General features: G+C 72.1%; 11 protein-coding genes and 1 pseudogene. 9 read left to right on the top strand and 3 right to left on the bottom strand.

Annotation, left to right across the window (positions count from 1 at the left end; all coding sequences use genetic code 11):
• Positions 1–208: 208 nt before the first annotated feature.
• From IF55_RS21915 to dxs, 3 genes are all read left to right on the top strand, one after another.
• Entirely contained in the window at positions 209–997 is a 789-nt protein-coding gene (locus IF55_RS21915; RefSeq protein WP_030886583.1) for an ATP-binding cassette domain-containing protein, read from the top strand.
• Entirely contained in the window at positions 994–2,292 is a 1,299-nt protein-coding gene (locus IF55_RS21910; protein WP_030886580.1) for a sugar ABC transporter permease, read from the top strand. Before IF55_RS21915 ends, IF55_RS21910 begins: the two co-directional genes overlap by 4 nt.
• A 334-nt stretch (positions 2,293–2,626) precedes the next feature.
• Complete coding sequence (gene dxs / locus IF55_RS21905; RefSeq protein WP_048832278.1) at positions 2,627–4,633, top strand: 1-deoxy-D-xylulose-5-phosphate synthase; 2,007 nt, start codon at positions 2,627–2,629, stop codon at positions 4,631–4,633.
• 250 nt (positions 4,634–4,883) lie between these two features.
• Here dxs and IF55_RS21900 read toward each other — a convergent pair whose 3' ends face one another.
• Entirely contained in the window at positions 4,884–5,639 is a 756-nt protein-coding gene (locus tag IF55_RS21900; RefSeq protein WP_030886574.1) for a dienelactone hydrolase family protein, read from the bottom strand.
• A 542-nt stretch (positions 5,640–6,181) separates the two neighbouring features.
• On the opposite strand from IF55_RS21900, the gene IF55_RS21895 reads away from it, so the two are divergent.
• Positions 6,182–7,651, top strand: a complete 1,470-nt coding sequence (locus tag IF55_RS21895) for an amino acid permease (protein WP_030886571.1) — start codon at positions 6,182–6,184, stop codon at positions 7,649–7,651.
• Between the two features lie 179 nt (positions 7,652–7,830).
• Here IF55_RS21895 and IF55_RS21890 read toward each other — a convergent pair.
• Positions 7,831–8,205 (bottom strand): annotated as a pseudogene (locus IF55_RS21890) (PIN domain-containing protein); the annotation flags it as partial.
• 249 nt (positions 8,206–8,454) lie between these two features.
• Here IF55_RS21890 and IF55_RS21885 point away from each other — a divergent pair.
• A complete protein-coding gene (locus tag IF55_RS21885) occupies positions 8,455–9,543 on the top strand; it encodes a PLL family lectin (protein WP_030886565.1) in 1,089 nt (362 codons plus the stop codon).
• A gap of 140 nt (positions 9,544–9,683) precedes the next feature.
• Here the strand turns inward: IF55_RS21885 and IF55_RS21880 are convergent, their stop codons facing one another.
• Positions 9,684–10,637, bottom strand: a complete 954-nt coding sequence (locus tag IF55_RS21880; protein WP_051776195.1) for a hypothetical protein — start codon at positions 10,635–10,637, stop codon at positions 9,684–9,686.
• A 618-nt stretch (positions 10,638–11,255) separates the two neighbouring features.
• Here IF55_RS21880 and IF55_RS21875 point away from each other — a divergent pair.
• The 4 genes from IF55_RS21875 (at position 11,256) to IF55_RS21860 (ending at position 16,474) form a co-directional block, all read left to right on the top strand.
• Positions 11,256–13,169: a HAMP domain-containing protein gene (locus tag IF55_RS21875; protein WP_157854456.1), complete on the top strand. Its 1,914-nt coding sequence runs from the start codon at positions 11,256–11,258 to the stop codon at positions 13,167–13,169.
• Positions 13,170–13,444: 275 nt separating this feature from the next.
• Positions 13,445–14,785 carry a poly-gamma-glutamate synthase PgsB gene (pgsB, locus tag IF55_RS21870; RefSeq protein WP_106980441.1) on the top strand — a complete coding sequence of 447 codons (1,341 nt, stop codon included), beginning with the start codon at positions 13,445–13,447 and terminating at the stop codon, positions 14,783–14,785.
• Positions 14,782–15,264: a poly-gamma-glutamate biosynthesis protein PgsC/CapC gene (locus IF55_RS21865; RefSeq protein WP_030886551.1), complete on the top strand. Its 483-nt coding sequence runs from the start codon at positions 14,782–14,784 to the stop codon at positions 15,262–15,264. Before pgsB ends, IF55_RS21865 begins: the two co-directional genes overlap by 4 nt.
• A gap of 130 nt (positions 15,265–15,394) precedes the next feature.
• Positions 15,395–16,474, top strand: coding sequence for a C40 family peptidase (locus IF55_RS21860; RefSeq protein WP_030886549.1), 1,080 nt, complete (start codon positions 15,395–15,397; stop codon positions 16,472–16,474).
• Positions 16,475–16,600 lie beyond the last annotated feature (126 nt).

The raw sequence follows: 16,600 nt of genomic DNA, 5'->3' as shown, positions 1-16,600 counted from the left end.
GCGCGGCATCAGGTACGCGGCCACGCGCGGCCCGCGCCGTCCCTGATCCGCGTCCCCTGATCCGTACGGGGCCCACCCGGGGTCCGCGCACGTCCCGTACGGGCCGCGGCGCAACCCCCGAAGTCCGTCCGGCGCCCAGCGCCTCATCCCACCCCGCCGAGGGCCGGGCGCCGGATGCCATACCCCGCCGGTCAGGCGGGCGAAGGAGATGATTCACGTGTCCGCTACGCCCGTGCTGGCGTTGCGCGGGGTCTCCAAGCGGTTCGGCGCCGTGCAGGCGCTCACCGACGTTGAGTTGGAGATCCACCCCGGCGAGGTGGTCGCCCTGGTCGGCGACAACGGCGCCGGCAAGTCCACCCTGGTCAAGGCCATCGCCGGCGTCGGCCCGGCCGATGACGGTGCCATCGAGTGGGAGGGCCGGCCCGTCACCATCGACCGGCCGCACACCGCCCAGGGGCTGGGCATCGCGACCGTCTACCAGGACCTCGCGCTCTGCGACAACCTCGATGTCGTCGGAAACCTCTTCCTCGGCCGTGAGATCGTACGCGCCGGAATCCTCGACGAGGTGGAGATGGAGCGGCGCTCCCGCGAACTGCTCGCCACCCTGTCGATCCGCATCCCGAGCGTGCGCATCCCCGTCGCGTCGCTCTCCGGCGGCCAGCGGCAGACCGTCGCCATCGCCCGGTCGCTGCTCGGCGAGCCCAAGGTCGTCATCCTCGACGAGCCGACGGCGGCGCTGGGCGTCGAGCAGACCGCGCAGGTCCTCGACCTCGTGGAGCGGCTGCGCGAGCGCGACCTCGGCGTGATCCTCATCAGCCACAACATGGCCGATGTGAAGGCCGTCGCCGACCGGGTCGCCGTGCTGCGACTCGGCCGCAACAACGGGGTGTTCGACGTACGGACGACATCCCAGGAGGAGATCATCTCCGCCATCACGGGCGCCACGGACAACGCCGTGACCCGCCGTGCGGCGCGTACCACGGAGGCACAGAAATGAGTGCGAACCTGTCCCGCACCGAAGGCGACCCCGTAGAGGGGGCCGCATCGGACGCCTCGGCTGCCGAGGGCGCCGTGACCGTCGTCGACCCCCGGCTGCTCGTACGTCAGCAGGGCTTCAAGGGCTACCTTGACGACTTCGGGCGCAAGCTGCGCAGCGGCGAACTGGGCTCGCTGCCCGTGGTCATCGGCCTGATCATCATCGCCCTCGTCTTCCAGTTCCAGGACACCCGGTTCCTCGGCGCGCAGAACCTGAACAACCTCTTCGTCGACGCCACCGGCACGGGGCTGATCGCCGTCGGCATCGTCTTCGTGCTGATCCTCGGCGAGATCGACCTGTCGGTGGGCTCGGTGAGCGGTCTGGCCTCCGCGGTCTTCGCCGTGCTGAACGTCAACCACGGCATGCCCGAGTGGGAAGCGCTGATCCTCGCGGTGCTGAGCGGCGCGCTGGTCGGCGCGTTCCACGGTTTCTTCTTCGCCCGGATCGGCGTCCCGGCGTTCGTCGTCACCCTGGCGGGCCTGCTCGGCTGGAACGGGCTGATGCTCCAGATCCTCGGTTCCAACGGCACGATCAACCTGGACGCCGATGGGCTGCTGTCGCAGCTCACCAACTACTACTTCAGCGACGTCGCCGTCGCGTACGGGGTGGCGCTGCTGGCCGTGGTCGCCTTCTTCGGACTCTCCTTCCTGGACAGCCGGCGCAGGGAGGCGGCGGGAGTCCCCAGCCGCCCGCTGAGCGAGATCGTGCTGCGCACGGTCTTCGTGGCGGTACCCGCCTTCCTCATCGCCTGGCTGTTCAACAACTTCAAGGGTCTGCCGCTCGCGGTCGTCATCTTCCTGGCGTTCGTCATCGGCCTCGACTTCGTGCTGCGGCGCACGTCGTACGGGCGCAAGGTCTTCGCGCTCGGCGGCAGCGTCGAGGCGGCCCGCCGCGCGGGTATCAATGTCATCGCCATCCGGATCTCCGTCTTCGCACTCGCCGGCACGATGGCGGCGCTCGGCGGACTCTTCCTGGCTTCCCAGCTGAACGCCGCCAACCAGTCCTCCGGCGCGGGCAGCCTGCTGATGAACGCCATCGCGGCGGCCGTCATCGGCGGCACCAGCCTCTTCGGCGGCCGCGGCAAGACCTGGTCGGCGCTGCTCGGCGTGCTGGTCATCCAGGCGATCGCGTCCGGCATGGCGCTGCTGGGCATCGCCGCCGCCGTGCAGCAGATGATCACCGGCGCGGTGCTGCTCGCCGCCGTGGTGATCGACTCGGTGTCCCGCAAGACCCAGAAGACGGCGGGCCGCGCGTAGCCGGGGCCCGCTCCCTGAGCCGGCCCCGAACGCAGGCCCTCGAACGCCACCCCTCGAACGCCAGCCCTTGAACGCAGGTCCCCGAAAGCAGGCCCCGAACGCCGGACGAGCTCCCTACCAGCTCGCCCGGCGTTCGCGCTCCGTCCGAAAGCGGAGGAGAACGGCCAGGAACAGGCAGTTTCTCGCCTACGGGGCCGGGCACTACCCCTGATTTGTCACCTGAATGGGTGACGTACATCGCATAGCCCGACCATCGCCGTCCCAGACGGAACATTAGACTCGGCAAACCGGCAAGGCTCGACAGCTCGAAGCAAGCTCTAAGCAAGGAGGCACAGTGCCAAAGGTGCCGCGCGAAGCGCGCCGTCCAGAGGCGGTGGCGGTCGACGGGCGGGAGCTGCTGTCCCGCGTCAACGGACCCCGTGATCTGGACCGGCTGAGCCCGGAGGAGCTGGAGCGGCTGGCCGCGGAGATCCGGTCCTTCCTCGTCGAGGCCGTCTCCAAGACCGGTGGACACCTCGGTCCCAACCTCGGCGTGGTGGAGCTGACCATCGCCCTGCACCGGGTCTTCGAGTCCCCGAAGGACCGGGTGCTCTTCGACACCGGCCACCAGAGCTATGTGCACAAGCTGCTCACCGGCCGCCAGGACTTCGCGAAGCTGCGTACCAAGGGCGGGCTGTCGGGCTACCCTTCGCGCGCCGAGTCCGACCACGACGTCATCGAGAACAGCCACGCCTCCACGGTCCTCGGCTGGGCCGACGGCCTCGCCAAGGCCAACCAGGTCCAGGGCCGCGGCGACCACGTCGTCGCGGTGATCGGCGACGGCGCCCTGACCGGCGGCATGGCCTGGGAGGCGCTCAACAACATCGCCGACGCCCAGGACCGCCCGCTGGTCATCGTCGTCAACGACAACGAGCGCTCGTACGCGCCGACCATCGGCGGCCTCGCCAACCACCTCGCCACGCTCCGTACGACCGACGGTTACGAGCGGTTCCTCGCCCGCGGCAAGGACCTCCTGGAGCGCACCCCCGTCGTCGGCCGGCCCCTCTACGAGACCCTGCACGGCGCGAAGAAGGGCCTCAAGGACTTCATCGCCCCGCAGGGCATGTTCGAGGACCTCGGCCTCAAGTACGTCGGCCCGATCGACGGCCACGACATGGAGGCCCTGGAGTCCGCGCTCCAGCGCGCCAAGCGGTTCGGCGGCCCGGTCATCGTGCACTGCCTCACCGAGAAGGGCCGCGGCTACCAGCCCGCCGAGGAGGACGAGGCCGACCACTTCCACGGCATCGGCCCCATCCACCCCGACACGGGCCTGCCGATCGCCGAGTCCGGCATGGACTGGACCTCCGTCTTCGGCGAGGAGATGGTCAAGCTCGGCCACGAGCGCGAGGACATCGTCGCCATCACGGCGGCCATGCTCCAGCCGGTGGGCCTGACGAAGTTCGCCGCGGAGTTCCCGGACCGGGTCTGGGACGTCGGCATCGCCGAGCAGCACGCGGCCGTCTCGGCGGCCGGCCTCGCCACGGGCGGGCTGCACCCCGTCTTCGCCGTGTACGCGACCTTCCTGAACCGCGCCTTCGACCAGGTTCTGATGGACGTGGCGCTGCACAAGTGCGGCGTCACCTTCGTCCTCGACCGGGCCGGCGTCACCGGCTCCGACGGCGCCTCGCACAACGGCATGTGGGACATGTCGATCCTCCAGTGCGTCCCCACCCTGCGGATCGCCGCGCCCCGCGACGCCGACCAGGTCCGCGCCCAGCTCCGGGAGGCCGTCGAGGTCGACGACGCGCCGACCGTCGTGCGCTACTCCAAGGGCGCGGTCGGCCCCGCCGTGGCGGCCGTCGGCCGGGTCGGCGGCATGGACGTCCTGCGCGAGCCCGCCGACCGCACCGAGCGGCCGGACGTGCTCCTCGTCTCCGTCGGCGCGCTCGCCCCGATGTGCCTGGAGATCGCCGGTCTCCTCGACAAGCAGGGCATCTCGACGACCGTCGTCGACCCGCGCTGGGTCAAGCCCGTCGACGAGGCGCTGCCGGCCCTCGCCGAGCGGCACCGCGTCGTCGTCACCGTCGAGGACAACAGCCGCTCCGGCGGTGTGGGCTCCGCCATCGCGCAGGCCCTCCGCGACGCCGGCGTCGACCTGCCCCTGCGCGACTTCGGCATCCCGCCGCGCTTCCTCGACCACGCCTCCCGCAAGGAGGTGCTGGCCGAGATCGGCCTGACCGCCCCGGACATCGCCCGCCAGGTCACGGGCCTCGTCGCCAAGATCGACGGAAAGATCGACGGCAAGTACGAGACCGCCGATGCCAGTGCCGCCCCGAGGGCGGCGGAGACGGCCCGCGACTGAGCGCTCGCGCCGACAGCGGTACGACCGCGGCCGCACGGACCTGTTCCGTGCGGCCGCGGTCGTTTTGCGTGGTGTGGGGGCGGTTACGGTCGCCGGCGCTGTACGGGGCTTCGAGGCCGTACGGTCGCCGGGGCCGTACGGGCTACGGAACCGGGCTCGTACGGGCCTGTGGGCCGTACGTACCGGCGGCGTTCGGTGCCGATGACGCAATGGCGGCCCGTACCGGCGGGCGGCTCGTACGGCCCCCGTCTCACCTCCTCAGGTGGCGGCCGAAGAAGCGGTTCCCGTCCTCCAGCTCGAACCACGGGGTGCCGGTGTGCCCGCCCAGGTTGGCGTGCAGGGTCTTCTGCTGGGCGCCGAAGGAGTCGAACAGGTCGAGGGCCCGCTGGCGGGGGTTGCCCTCGTCGTCCCATTGCAGGAGGAGCAGCAGCGGAACGGTGACCCGCCGGGCCTCCTCGCGCTGGGCGAGGGGCACGTAGCCCCCGGCGAAGAAACCGGCGGCGGCGATGCGCGGTTCGAGCACCGCCAGCCGGATGCCGAGGGCAGCCCACCCGGAGTAGCCGACGGGGCCGCCGATCCCGGGCAGGGAGAGCACGGCGTCCAGGGCGGCCTGCCACTCCGGGGCCGCCTTCTCGACCAGCGGGCCGATGAATGACTCGAAGATGTCGTCGGTAGGTTCGCCGGCCCGCATCGCCCGGCGGAGGTCCGCGCGGGACCTCTCCTCCTCGGCGGTACGGGGCCGGTCGCCGCAGCCCGCGGCGTCGATGGTGGCCACCGCGTAGCCGTACGCCGCGGTGTGCCGGGCCCGGGCGGTCAGCCGGGGCTGCGCCTTGGGCAGGCCGTTGTTGTGGGCCATCAGGATCAACGGGACCGGGGCGGCGGATTCCGGCGTCCAGAGGGTGCCGGGGATCTCGCCGAGGGTGAATTCGCGTTCGAGGACGCCGGTGTCGAGGCGCTGCTCGGAAAGGAAACGCGTCGGCGTGGGCGCGGGTGTGGGCGTGGGCATGGTCATGCCTTTCGGGAGTGCGCGTGGACGGCGCTCCCGGGCGACCTATCGCCCGACCGTGACCCCGGAGGGGAGCACCCATGTCGATACTGCGTTCACGGGTACCACCTCCTCGTTGTCTCGCACGGCCGTCCGGAAGGTAGCAGTGGCCGCCCGCGCTCCGCCAACGGTTTTCCGTGCGGCCTCCGACAGCCCCGGGACCGGGCCCGCCCCCCTTCGAGTGGTTCCGGAGGACACCTGGCGTAGCCGGTCCCGCGTCAGTTCGGGTGAATCCGGCGGCGCGCAGCCGCGGGCGCTGGGCATGGCTTCGAACATTGCGGAGACTCGCCCAGTTCAGGGCGGGCGACGGCCGATCAGGCGGAGGTGCGGCGATGGGTGATACGTCGGGGGAGCGGCCGGGAGGGTCGGAGCGGCCGGATGGGCCGGAGCGCGCCGAGGGGCCGGAGCGGGCCGGGCGGGCGGAGGGACCGGCGCGGGCGGGGCAGGGGAAGAGGCCGGACCGGGCGGATCGGGCAGCGCGGGTGCGCGGCGGCGGGAAAGGGATGCTGCGGACGAAGTCGATCGAGCAGTCGATCCAGGACACCGAGGAGCCGGAGCACACCCTCCGCAAGTCCCTCTCCGCGCTCGACCTCACGGTCTTCGGCGTCGGCGTGGTCATCGGCACCGGCATCTTCGTGCTGACCGGGAAGATCGCGAAGGAGACGGCGGGCCCCGCCGTAGCCCTCGCCTTCGTCCTCGCCGGCCTGGTGTGCGCGCTCGCCGCGCTCTGCTACGCCGAGTTCGCCTCGACCGTCCCGGTCGCCGGTTCCGCGTACACCTTCTCGTACGCCTCGCTCGGCGAACTCCCCGCCTGGATCATCGGCTGGGACCTGGTCCTGGAACTCGCGCTCGGCTGCGCCGTCGTCGCCGTCGGCTGGTCCGGCTATGTCCGCTCGCTGCTGGAGACGGCGGGCTGGCGGATGCCGGACGCGCTGTCCGGGCCGAAGAGCGGGCACTTCGGCTTCGACCTGTTCGCGTGCCTGCTGGTGCTCGTGCTGACCGCCATCCTGATCGTCGGGATGAAGCTGTCCTCGCGCGTGACGTCGGTCGTCGTCGGCGTCAAGGTCGCCGTGGTGCTGGTGGTCGTGATCGCGGGCTCCTTCTTCATCACCGGCGCCAACTACCGGCCCTTCGTACCGCCCTCCGAGCCCAGCAGCGGCGCCGGCGGGCTGGCGGCGCCGCTCGCCCAGATCATGTTCGGGTTCACGCCCTCCAACTTCGGCGTGATGGGCGTCTTCTCGGCCGCGGCCGTGGTCTTCTTCGCCTTCATCGGCTTCGACATCGTCGCCACCGCCGCCGAGGAGACCCGCAGCCCGCAGCGCGACGTGCCGCGCGGCATCCTCGGCTCGCTCGCCATCTGCACCGTGCTGTACGTGGCCGTCTCCGTCGTCGTCACCGGCATGCAGAAGTACAGCTCGCTAACGGTCGACGCGCCGCTCGCCGACGCGTTCAAGGCGGTCGGGCACCCCTTCTGGGCCGGGCTGATCAGCTTCGGCGCGGTGGTCGGCCTGACCTCCGTCTGCATGATCCTGCTGCTCGGCCAGAGCCGGGTGTTCTTCGCGATGAGCCGGGACGGGCTGCTGCCCACGGTCTTCTCGCGCGTACACCCGCGCTTCGGCACGCCGTACCGCTCGACGATCGCGCTCGGCCTCGTCGTCGCGGTCGTCGCCGGTTTCACCTCGATCGACGTGCTGGCCGAACTCGTCAACATCGGCACCCTCTTCGCCTTCGTCGTCGTCGCGCTCGGCGTGATCATCCTGCGCCGGACCCGGCCCGATGTCCCGCGCGCCTTCCGCACGCCGCTGGTGCCGCTCGTCCCCGTGCTGTCCGTACTGGCCTCGCTGTGGCTGATGGTGAACCTGCCCGCGGAGACCTGGCTGCGGTTCGGGGTGTGGATGGCGCTGGGCTTCGTCGTCTACTTCGCGTACGGACGGCGGCACAGCCGGGTGGGGGCGGCGGAGGGGGAGCGGTAGCCGGATGTACGGAGGGGTGGGGGCAGCAGGTCGGTGAGCTCGGCGTGCTACGGGGCTTGTGGTCCTTCGGACGGAGTCTGGGGTGGTCCCTCGGCTGATTCTTCAGCGGCGGAAGGCTCGGTGTCGGAGGGGTCTCCGGTATCGGAGGGGCGCCCGGTGCCGGCCCGTCGGCCGGCGTCGGGGCGTACGGTCCGGGGGCCGGCCACCTCGGCGCCCAGCGCCGCCACGCGCGATCGTAGTTCCCGGTCGGCCGTGACCACGACGCAGCGCCGGTCGTCCGCGCGGTCCGCGACCAGTTCCACGATCCGGTCGTCGCCGCTGCCGTCCGCCGCGTCGGTCCGTACGCCCGGCACGGAGGCGACCCGGCGGGCCGCGCCCTCCACGACGAGGACGATCTCCAGCGGGGGCGCGAGGCCGGCGCCGGGCAGGCCGTCCGCGGCGAACGGGGCGAGCCGGTCGCGCAGCCGCTCGGCGGCGCCCCGGCGGTCGCGCCACCAGCCGTCGGGCACCGACCCGACGACGTTCGCCCCGTCCACGATCAGCAGCGTGTGCATGGGGACAGCCTCGCACGCGACCGGTGCGGGCGCCGGACCGGGCGAGAGGTGAGGGCCGGGGGCCGGGAGCCGAGCGGCCGAGGGGCAAGGGGTCCAAGGGGTAAGGGGCGAGAGGTGAGGGCCGTGGGGCGAGGGGTGAGGGCGGCGGGTGCCGCGGGGCCCAGTGATATTGTCGATGGCCATCGGTTTGTGTGCCGGACAGTGCCGCGCACCGCGGAATTCGTTCTTCAGGAAGGTTGGCGGCGAGTCATGCACACCCCCACCACCGGCTGGCTGCTGCGCGGTACGGACGGCAGGCTCACGGCCTACGCCCCGAGGGCGGAGGGCATCGCCCGCTGGACCGAGGACCGCCCCGGCGGCCCCGCATGGACTGGCCCCGAACTGCTGCCCGCGCCGGGGCTGCTGCCGTACCTCTCGGTGGCCCAGGGGCCCGACGGCTACGCGCACTTGGTGGGGCTGCGGCAGCAGCCGAAGGACAACGACGAGGTCGCGACGGACGTCGTGCACGCCACGCAGTTCCAGCCGGGCCGTCCGACGACGATGTGGCGGGCCCTCGGCACGCCCTACGGCGGCGACTGGCGGCGCGCGGGGCAGATCGGGCTCCCGGCGGCGGTCGTCGGCCACTCGGGCGCGCTGCACGTCTTCGTACGCAACGCCGGGGGCGGTGTGTGCGGTCGGAAACAGGACGCCAAGGGTTCCTGGAGCGGCTGGCTGGACCTCAAGGGCTACGAACTGCTCGACGGGCTCTCCGCCGCGGCGACCGGCGACGGCCGCGTCGACGTGATCGCCCCCGCGCGCCAGGCCGCGCACCGCTGGAGCCAGGAGAAGCCGGGCGGCGACCTGAAGCGGGCCCCGGCGGTGCCGGCGGTCGCGGCGCCGGGCACCGCGACGTCCGTCGCGACCGGCGACACGTCCGTCACCCACTTCTGGCGGGACGCCGAGAGCGGCGAGGTACGGGCGTGGCGTGCGGATTCCGCGAGCGCCGAGGGAGGGGAGGGCGCCGAGGACGAGTCGGGCGGCGTGGTGCGCTCGCTCGGCGGCGCCGGTACGGGCCCGGTGGCCCTGCTCCGTACGGCCGTCGACGGCCACGACTGCACGGTGCTCGCCCAGCGCGCCGAGAACGGCCGGGTGGCCGTCGCCGCGTACCCGACGGGGGACGAGACGGCGGGCGCGTTCTGGTCCGAGACCGGCGGCGAATGCGTGGGCGCCCCCGCCCTCGCCCTGGACGCACGCGGCCGCGTCGTCCTCGCCGCCATCGCCGCGGACGGCGCCCTGCGCATCGCCCGCCAGCGCGCCGAAGAACCCGGCCTGGCCCTGGGCCCCTGGACCCCAGCCTGACCCCTGCCGCCGACCGCCCTTCGTCCCGGCGGCCCTGTACCGCGTCCTGACGCGGCCGTATCCCCGCGGCTCGGCCCACGCCGCGATGCCGCTGACCGCCGCGTCCCCGACGGGGACCGGCCCTTCATCCCCTCATCTCCTCATTCCTTCATCCACGACCGCGCGATGTCGCTCAGCGCGGTCACCAGGCGCGTTCGGGACGCGGTGGAGGCACGGAGGGCGCGGTTGTTCTCGACGTGGAGGAAGGGGACGCCGTGGTCGGCGGCGGACTGGGCCTGGACGTTGGTGGTGCCTTCGAGGCGGCCGCACTGCTGGGACCAGGCGCGGCAGACGGCGAAGCCGGCGGTGGCGAGCCGCTTCGCGGCGCGGCGGGCGGGGGCCGGGTCGGCGGCGTCGGGGCCGGGGGAGAGCACGATGTCGTGGCCGGGCGAACTGTCGTCGGCGAAGCCGTGCACCTGGATGCCGGGGAGGCGGCGGGCGACGAGTTCGTCGCAGATCGCGTCGAAGACGGAGTCCCGGCGGTGGGCCATGTCGGCGGAGATGCCGGTGCCCGCGTCGCGCGGTGCTCCGGCGAGCACCAGGACGCCGCCGGGCGTCCGGGCGAAGAGGCCGGCGCCGATCAGTTCGGTGTCCAAGTCCGAGCGCGGGTGGGGGACTTGGACGCTCCAGCGGACGCGGTGGTCGAGGTCGATGTAGACGCGGCCCCAGCCGCGATCCGTGCGGTGTTTCTCTGTGATCTCGGCCACCGTGCGGTCCGTGCCCGCGAGCCGTGCGGTGCGCACCGTGTAGTCGACGGCCGAAAGGCGCTCGCGGGCGCTGTCGAGCCGGCCGTCGAGCACCGTGGCGACCCCCTCCGCGAGCGCGGCCCGCTGTTCGGCGGTGGGGCCGCGGTATCCGCCGTGGCGGGGGAAGTCCGCCACGTAATCGCCGACTTCCTCGGTCAGGCGCAGGACCGGCCGCGCGGGCGCGGAGTGGGATATGCGGAGTGTGAGGAGTGCGGTGACGACCGCGAGGGCCCCCGCCGCACACAGGACGAAAAGCGTGGTGAGGGCGGTGCGTCGGCGGCGGGGCGGCGTGACTGCGGGGAATTGCATGGGGATACAGCGTAGGCGCTCTCGGCGGGCGAATTGTCACAGGCGAGAGGTGGATTGGTCCAATCCGCAATCTCTTGTGTCGGATTCGTGAGAACCGTGTGACAACGCTGGTGAAACCGCACGTCAACTCCCTGTGTCGATACCGAGGTTGTCTTTCGCTGGGGTGATCGGCCCTCCAGGAATGGCGTTAATCATGAGATACGATGTTCGCCAATTCATGAACTGGCGTGCCGAACTTCCCTGACCAGGAGCGATGCCATGCAGGCAGCGGGGGCTGCCCCTCGACCGCCACAGGCCCGGCGCAAGCGCGCGAATATGCCGTTGCTCGGTGGCGTACAGCCGCCGATAACGGCGTTGTTGGCCTTGTTGGTGGCAATTTCCGCCCTAACCTCTCTTACCGTCGGTAGCTCCGACGACCACTCCGTATCCCGCGCCATCGTCGAGTCCCAGGAGCATGTCGCGACCGATACGGCGCGTTCTCTCGGCTCTTCTCTGGAACAGAACACGGCCGATCTCCGGGATGCCGTAGAAGTTCTTGAGCAAGATTCACCAAAACCCCCCGAAGCGGTATTGAGTTCACTCAGCGCCGCTTATCGGAAGTGGCGCGGACTCGCGGTCGTGGACCCGAAAACGGGCAGACTCCTCGCCGCGCGCGGGGAAACCGTGCCCCTCGACACCTTCGACGGCCGCTCCGACGACAGCCTCCGGCCCCGCCTGGTCGCCACCGAATCCGGCGCGCCCCGGCTGCTGTCCTTCGCCTACGTCGACGGGCCGCGCGGAACGGAACAACTGGTCGTCGCCGCGGGCACGCTGCGGCTGCCCGCCGAGCGCGGCAACCGCACCACCTTCGTCACCGGCCCCGGCGGCCGCGTCCTCGCCGCCTCGGGCGACCAGGCCGACAACTCCGGCGTGCGGGGGCTCGCCGCGAGCGACTCCGGGCCCGTACACCGCGACGGCGACCGCTACTTCGCCGTCGGCCGCGCGGACGTCCCCGGCGGCGACCGCGTCCAGCGCCTCGGCCTCTCCGTCGTCACCACCGTCCCCGTCCCCTCCGGCACCGCCGTCGGCAGCGACCGCCTCCTCGGGCCGCTCGCCGCCGTCGTCCTCCTGGTGATCGCCCTCCTTGTCGCCTGGTGGCTCGTACGCCGCGTCCAACGCCCGCTGCGCGTACTGGACATGGAGGCCGCCCGGCTCGTACGCGGCAGCCTGGACCGGCCCGTACCGGCGACCGGCCGCGGCGAGACCGCCCGGATCGGCGCGACCCTGGAGACGCTGCGCCGCCAACTCCTCGGCGAAGGCGAACGGCCGGTGCCGGCACCGGCACCCCACGCCGCGTCCGGAGTCATGGCCCGAACCGTCTCCGGTCCCGCGTCCGGTCCCGTCTCCGGTCCCGCGTCCGGTGCCGTGACGAAGACGAGGCCCGTACGCGGCGGGCTGCGGGCGACCGCGCTGTGCTGCGCGGCCCTCATCACCGCCTGGGCCGTGGCGCTGCCCGTACTCAACCTCGCCGACGGCCGGGGCCCCGTACCCGAACAGACCGCCCAGGACCAGAAGTACCGGACCGAGGCGGCCTCCGAGCGGGTGCGGCGCACGCTCGGCGAGGGGATCGCCGACCTGACCTCGGTCGCCCGGCTCGGCGGCGGCGCCGGCCGGGACCGTATCGGCGACGCCATGGACACGCTGCTGCCCAAGCACTCCGAATGGAGCGCCCTGTACCTCGTGGACGGGGACGGCAAGATCGTGCGGCGCTCCGGGACCACGAAGGGCGGCGTCGACCGCGAGGCGGCCCTGGGCAGCGCGAAGAGCACGAAGAACGCCGATAACGCCGGAAACACCGGTAGCGCTGGAAACACTGGTAGCGCGGGAAACACCGGTAGCGCCGGAAGCGCCGGTAACACCGCTGACGCGGCGCCCGCCGTCCTCCAGCTCAACCACGGCGGCAAGGTGCCCGTCTCCGCCGCCGTCGTGCCCTTCGGCAAGGACGGCCACCGGCTCGTCGGCGAGTTCGAACCCTCGGCCTTCAACGGGCTGCTCAGCCGCCCCGGCCTCGGGCGCTCCTGGCTCGTCGACGCCCACGACCGGGTGATCGGCTCCAACCAGGGCTTCATCGCCTTCAGCGCGCGCCCCGGCCACCAGGCCCGTACGCTCACCGCCGACGCCCCCGTCAAGGGCACCGCTCCCGTCGACGGCCTCGGCTGGCGCGTCGTCACCCAGAAGCCGCTGTCCTGGCTGCCGTTGGCCTCGTACGAGACGCAGCGGCGCGCGATCCTCGTGGGGCTGCTCGCCTTCACCGCCGCCCTGCTCTGCCTCGGCTGGCTCCACCTCACCGTCATCCGGCCGCTGCGCGCCGTCGACCGGTCGGCCGCGGCGCTCGCGGCGGGCGACCGTACGAGCGTGATCTACCCGCGCCACCACGACGAGGTGGGATCGCTCGCCCGCTCCCTCGAACTCATCAGACAGCGGCTCGCGGACGCCGACCGCCACGGCCCGGCCGCCGGGCGGCCCCTCACGGCCGCCCTCCAGGGCAACTGACAGGGCTTCCTGTCGCCTTCTCCCAGGACTACGGCCAGAACTACGGCCAGAACTACGGCCAGAACTACGGCCAGAACTACGGCCAGAACTACGTCCAGAACTACGTCCAGAACTACGTCCAGGGCTACGGGCAGCGCTACGGGCCGGTCTGCGGGCGAGGCTTCCTCCCCCCTCCCCGCCCGCAGGGCAGCTCGCAACCCTCTCCCCCCACCGCCCCCAGGGCAATCGACAAACCTTCCCCCCACCGCCCTCCCGGGCAACTGACAAGCAGGGACATGCTTTTCCTCTACAGCGTCTTCCTCATCGCCTCCCTCGCCCTCCTCATCGCCGGCATCGTCGAACAGCGCCGGCACTACGCCGCCCTCGAAGCGATCCCCCAGCGGTTGCTCGTCAACGGCATCCGCGGCAAGAGCTCCATCACCCGGCTGTGCGCGGGCGCGCTGCGCGGCGGCGATCTCACCACCGTCGCCAAGACCACGGGCACCGCCGCCCGCTTCATCCACCCCGATGCCACGGAGGAGCCGGTCTACCGCAAGTTCGGCATCGCCAACGTCGTCGAGCAGATCGGCATCGTCCGGCGTGCCGCCTCCTACCGCCCCGACGCGCTCGTCATCGAGTGCATGGCGGTGATGCCGGCCCTCCAGGAGGTCAACCAGACCAAGCTGATCCGCTCCACCATCGGGGTGCTCTGCAACGTCCGCGAGGACCATCTCGCCGAGATGGGCCCCACCCTCGACGACGTGGCCCGCTCGCTGTGCCGCTCGATGCCCGTCGGCGGCGTCTGCGTCACCGCCGAGCGGGACCGGCTGCACATCCTCCGCGAGGAGGCCGCCGCCCGGAACTGCGAGCTGATCGTGGCCGACCCGGAGACCGTCTCCGACGACGAGCTGCGCGGCTTCAGTTGGTTCACCTTCAAGGAGAACGTCGCCATCGCGATCGCCGTCGCCGAACTCCTCGGCGTGGACCGCGCCACGGCGCTCCAGGGCATGTACGACGCGCCGCCGGACCCCGGAGTCCTCTCGGTGGAGAAGTACCGCACGCCCAGCGGCCACCGGCTCTCCTTCGCCAACGTCTTCGCGGCCAACGACCCCGAGTCGACGCTGATGAACGTACGCCAGCTCCTCGGCCTCGGCGCGATCGACCGGCCCCTGCACGTCGTCATCAACTGCCGCCCCGACCGCGTCGAACGCAACGGTCAGATGGGCGCGATCATCCCCGACCTCGACCCCGACACCGTCTTCCTGATCGGGCACCCCACCAGGAGCGCCCGCGAGGGCATTCCCGCCCACTGGCAGGGCCGGGTCGTCGACCTCGGCGGCGACGGGCGCGACCCCGACGCACTGCTCGCCCAGCTCCTCGACGCCATGCCCGGCGACGCCTCCCTGGTGGCCGTCGGCAACATCCACGGCCAGGGCGAACACCTCCTGGAACGGCTCGCCCTGCTCCCGGACGCCGAGTCCGCGGTGGCCGGCGGGTCGGTCGAGCCTGCCGTGGCCGTGGAGGCCGGCGTGGCCGCCGAGTCCGTCCAGCCCGCCGAGGCCCGTACGGGCGCCTCCTCCCACATCCCCGTCCAGCGCACCCCCCACAGCTCCCGCACTGGAGAGACCACCCCGTGACCCCCGTCGAACTCACCCCGGACATGGCCGCCATCGGCATCGCCCTGGGGCTGCTCTTCTCGCTCGTCTGCTACCTGACGACCAACCTCTCGCCCGGCGGCATGATCACCCCCGGCTGGCTGGCGCTGACGCTCGTCGGCGACGTCCGGCTCTTCGCGATGGTCCTCGGCGTGACCGTGCTGACCTATGTCTCCACCCGCGTCATGCAAGGCGTCGTCATCCTCTACGGGAAGCGGCTGTTCGCGGCGGTCGTCCTATGCGGCGTGCTGCTCCAGGCGACGCTGTACCTGATCCTCCAGCAGCAGTTCCCGATGCTGTTCGCGCATCAGACGCTCGGCTACATCGTCCCCGGCCTCATCGCCTACCAGCTCGTCCGCCAGCCGCCCCGCGCCACCATGGTGTCGACCGCCACGGTCACCCTCGGCGCGTACGTGGTGCTGACCGCGGGCGTACTGCTCGGCGCGCTCCCGAGCGTTTGAAATTCCCGCGCCGCATAAGCCGCGCAAAACGGCCGTGCGGCAGAAACAGCCGTGCGGCAGTAACGACCGTACGGAAGAAGCGACCGTACGGAAGAGAAGCGACCGTGCCGAAGAAAGGCCCCCCACCCCCATGGCAGCACGCCTGAAGAGCCGGCTACCGCTCGCCGTCCTGTGCGCCCTCGCCGTCACGGCCGGCGCCCTGACCTACGAACTGCACGCCGACCCCACGGCGGCGCAGTCCCCGGACCCCACGGCCCGACACACCCGCCTCCCGTCCGCCCTCACGGATGGCTCGGGCGGCTCAGGAGGCTCCGGCGGCGCGGCCGGCTACCGCTATGACCGCCTCACCGGCCCCGACCGCACCGTGGTGCGTGACGCGTCGGGCGCCGTCCTCGCCACCCTCACCGACGGGGCGCGGACCGCCGTGCTGATCGGGCCCGGCCGTACGTTCGCCGAGCCGCGCACCACCAAGGCCACGGTGGCCACGGACAGTTGGGTGCGGCTGCTGCCGCGGCCCTGGAAGCGGGGCCAGGAGCACGCGAAGTGGTTCGCCGACTGGCTGCGCACGTACCGCGGCAGCCGCGCGCCGGACGTCTTCGAGATCTCCATGCAGTACGTGCGCGGGGCCGAGCCGAAGAAGAACGCCAAGGGCGTGCGGTACGCGGGCGACGCGTCCTTCGGGCCGCTGAACCCCAAGGGCGCGCACGGCAGGGACCTGCGCCTGGAGCAGTCCGACTTCTACCAGTACCTGGGGAAGCCGTGGACCTTCCCCGACACCGGTACGGCCGCCCCGCAGCGGGCCCGTTACGGCGCCGTCGACTGCTCGGGTTACGTACGGCTCGTCTACGGCTACCGCTCCGGTTACCCGCTGCTCGGCTCCGACCGCAAGGGCGCCGGCCTGCCCCGTACGGCCAACGGCATGGCCACCGTCGGCCCCGGGGTCACCGTCATCGCGAACCGCCGCGCCCGCCCCGCCGAACTGGACGCGCTGCAACCCGGCGACCTGGTCTTCTTCGACATCGACCGGCGTACGGGCCGGCGCCTCGACCACTCGGGCATCTACCTCGGCCTCGACACCGACGGGCACCCGCGCTTCATCTCCAGCCGAGAGGAGGGCGACGGGCCCACGCTCGGCGACGCGGGCGGCGACTCGCGCCTCGACGGGCCGGGCTACTACGGGAAGGGCCTGCGCAGCGCCAAGCGCCTCTGAGCCGATCGGCTGTCAGTAATCGCGCGGCATCAACTGACAGCCGCCATTAGCGGACAGCCGCCGTTCAAACGCTGTGTGGCGGGTCCCTTTCCCAAGGGCCCCGCCACACGCTCGTACGATCCGGCT

Source organism: Streptomyces varsoviensis (assembly GCF_000718635.1).
GTDB lineage: Bacteria > Actinomycetota > Actinomycetes > Streptomycetales > Streptomycetaceae > Streptomyces > Streptomyces varsoviensis.
Note: the sequence above shows the minus strand (reverse complement) of the source record. Positions and strands in the feature narration are given on the sequence as shown.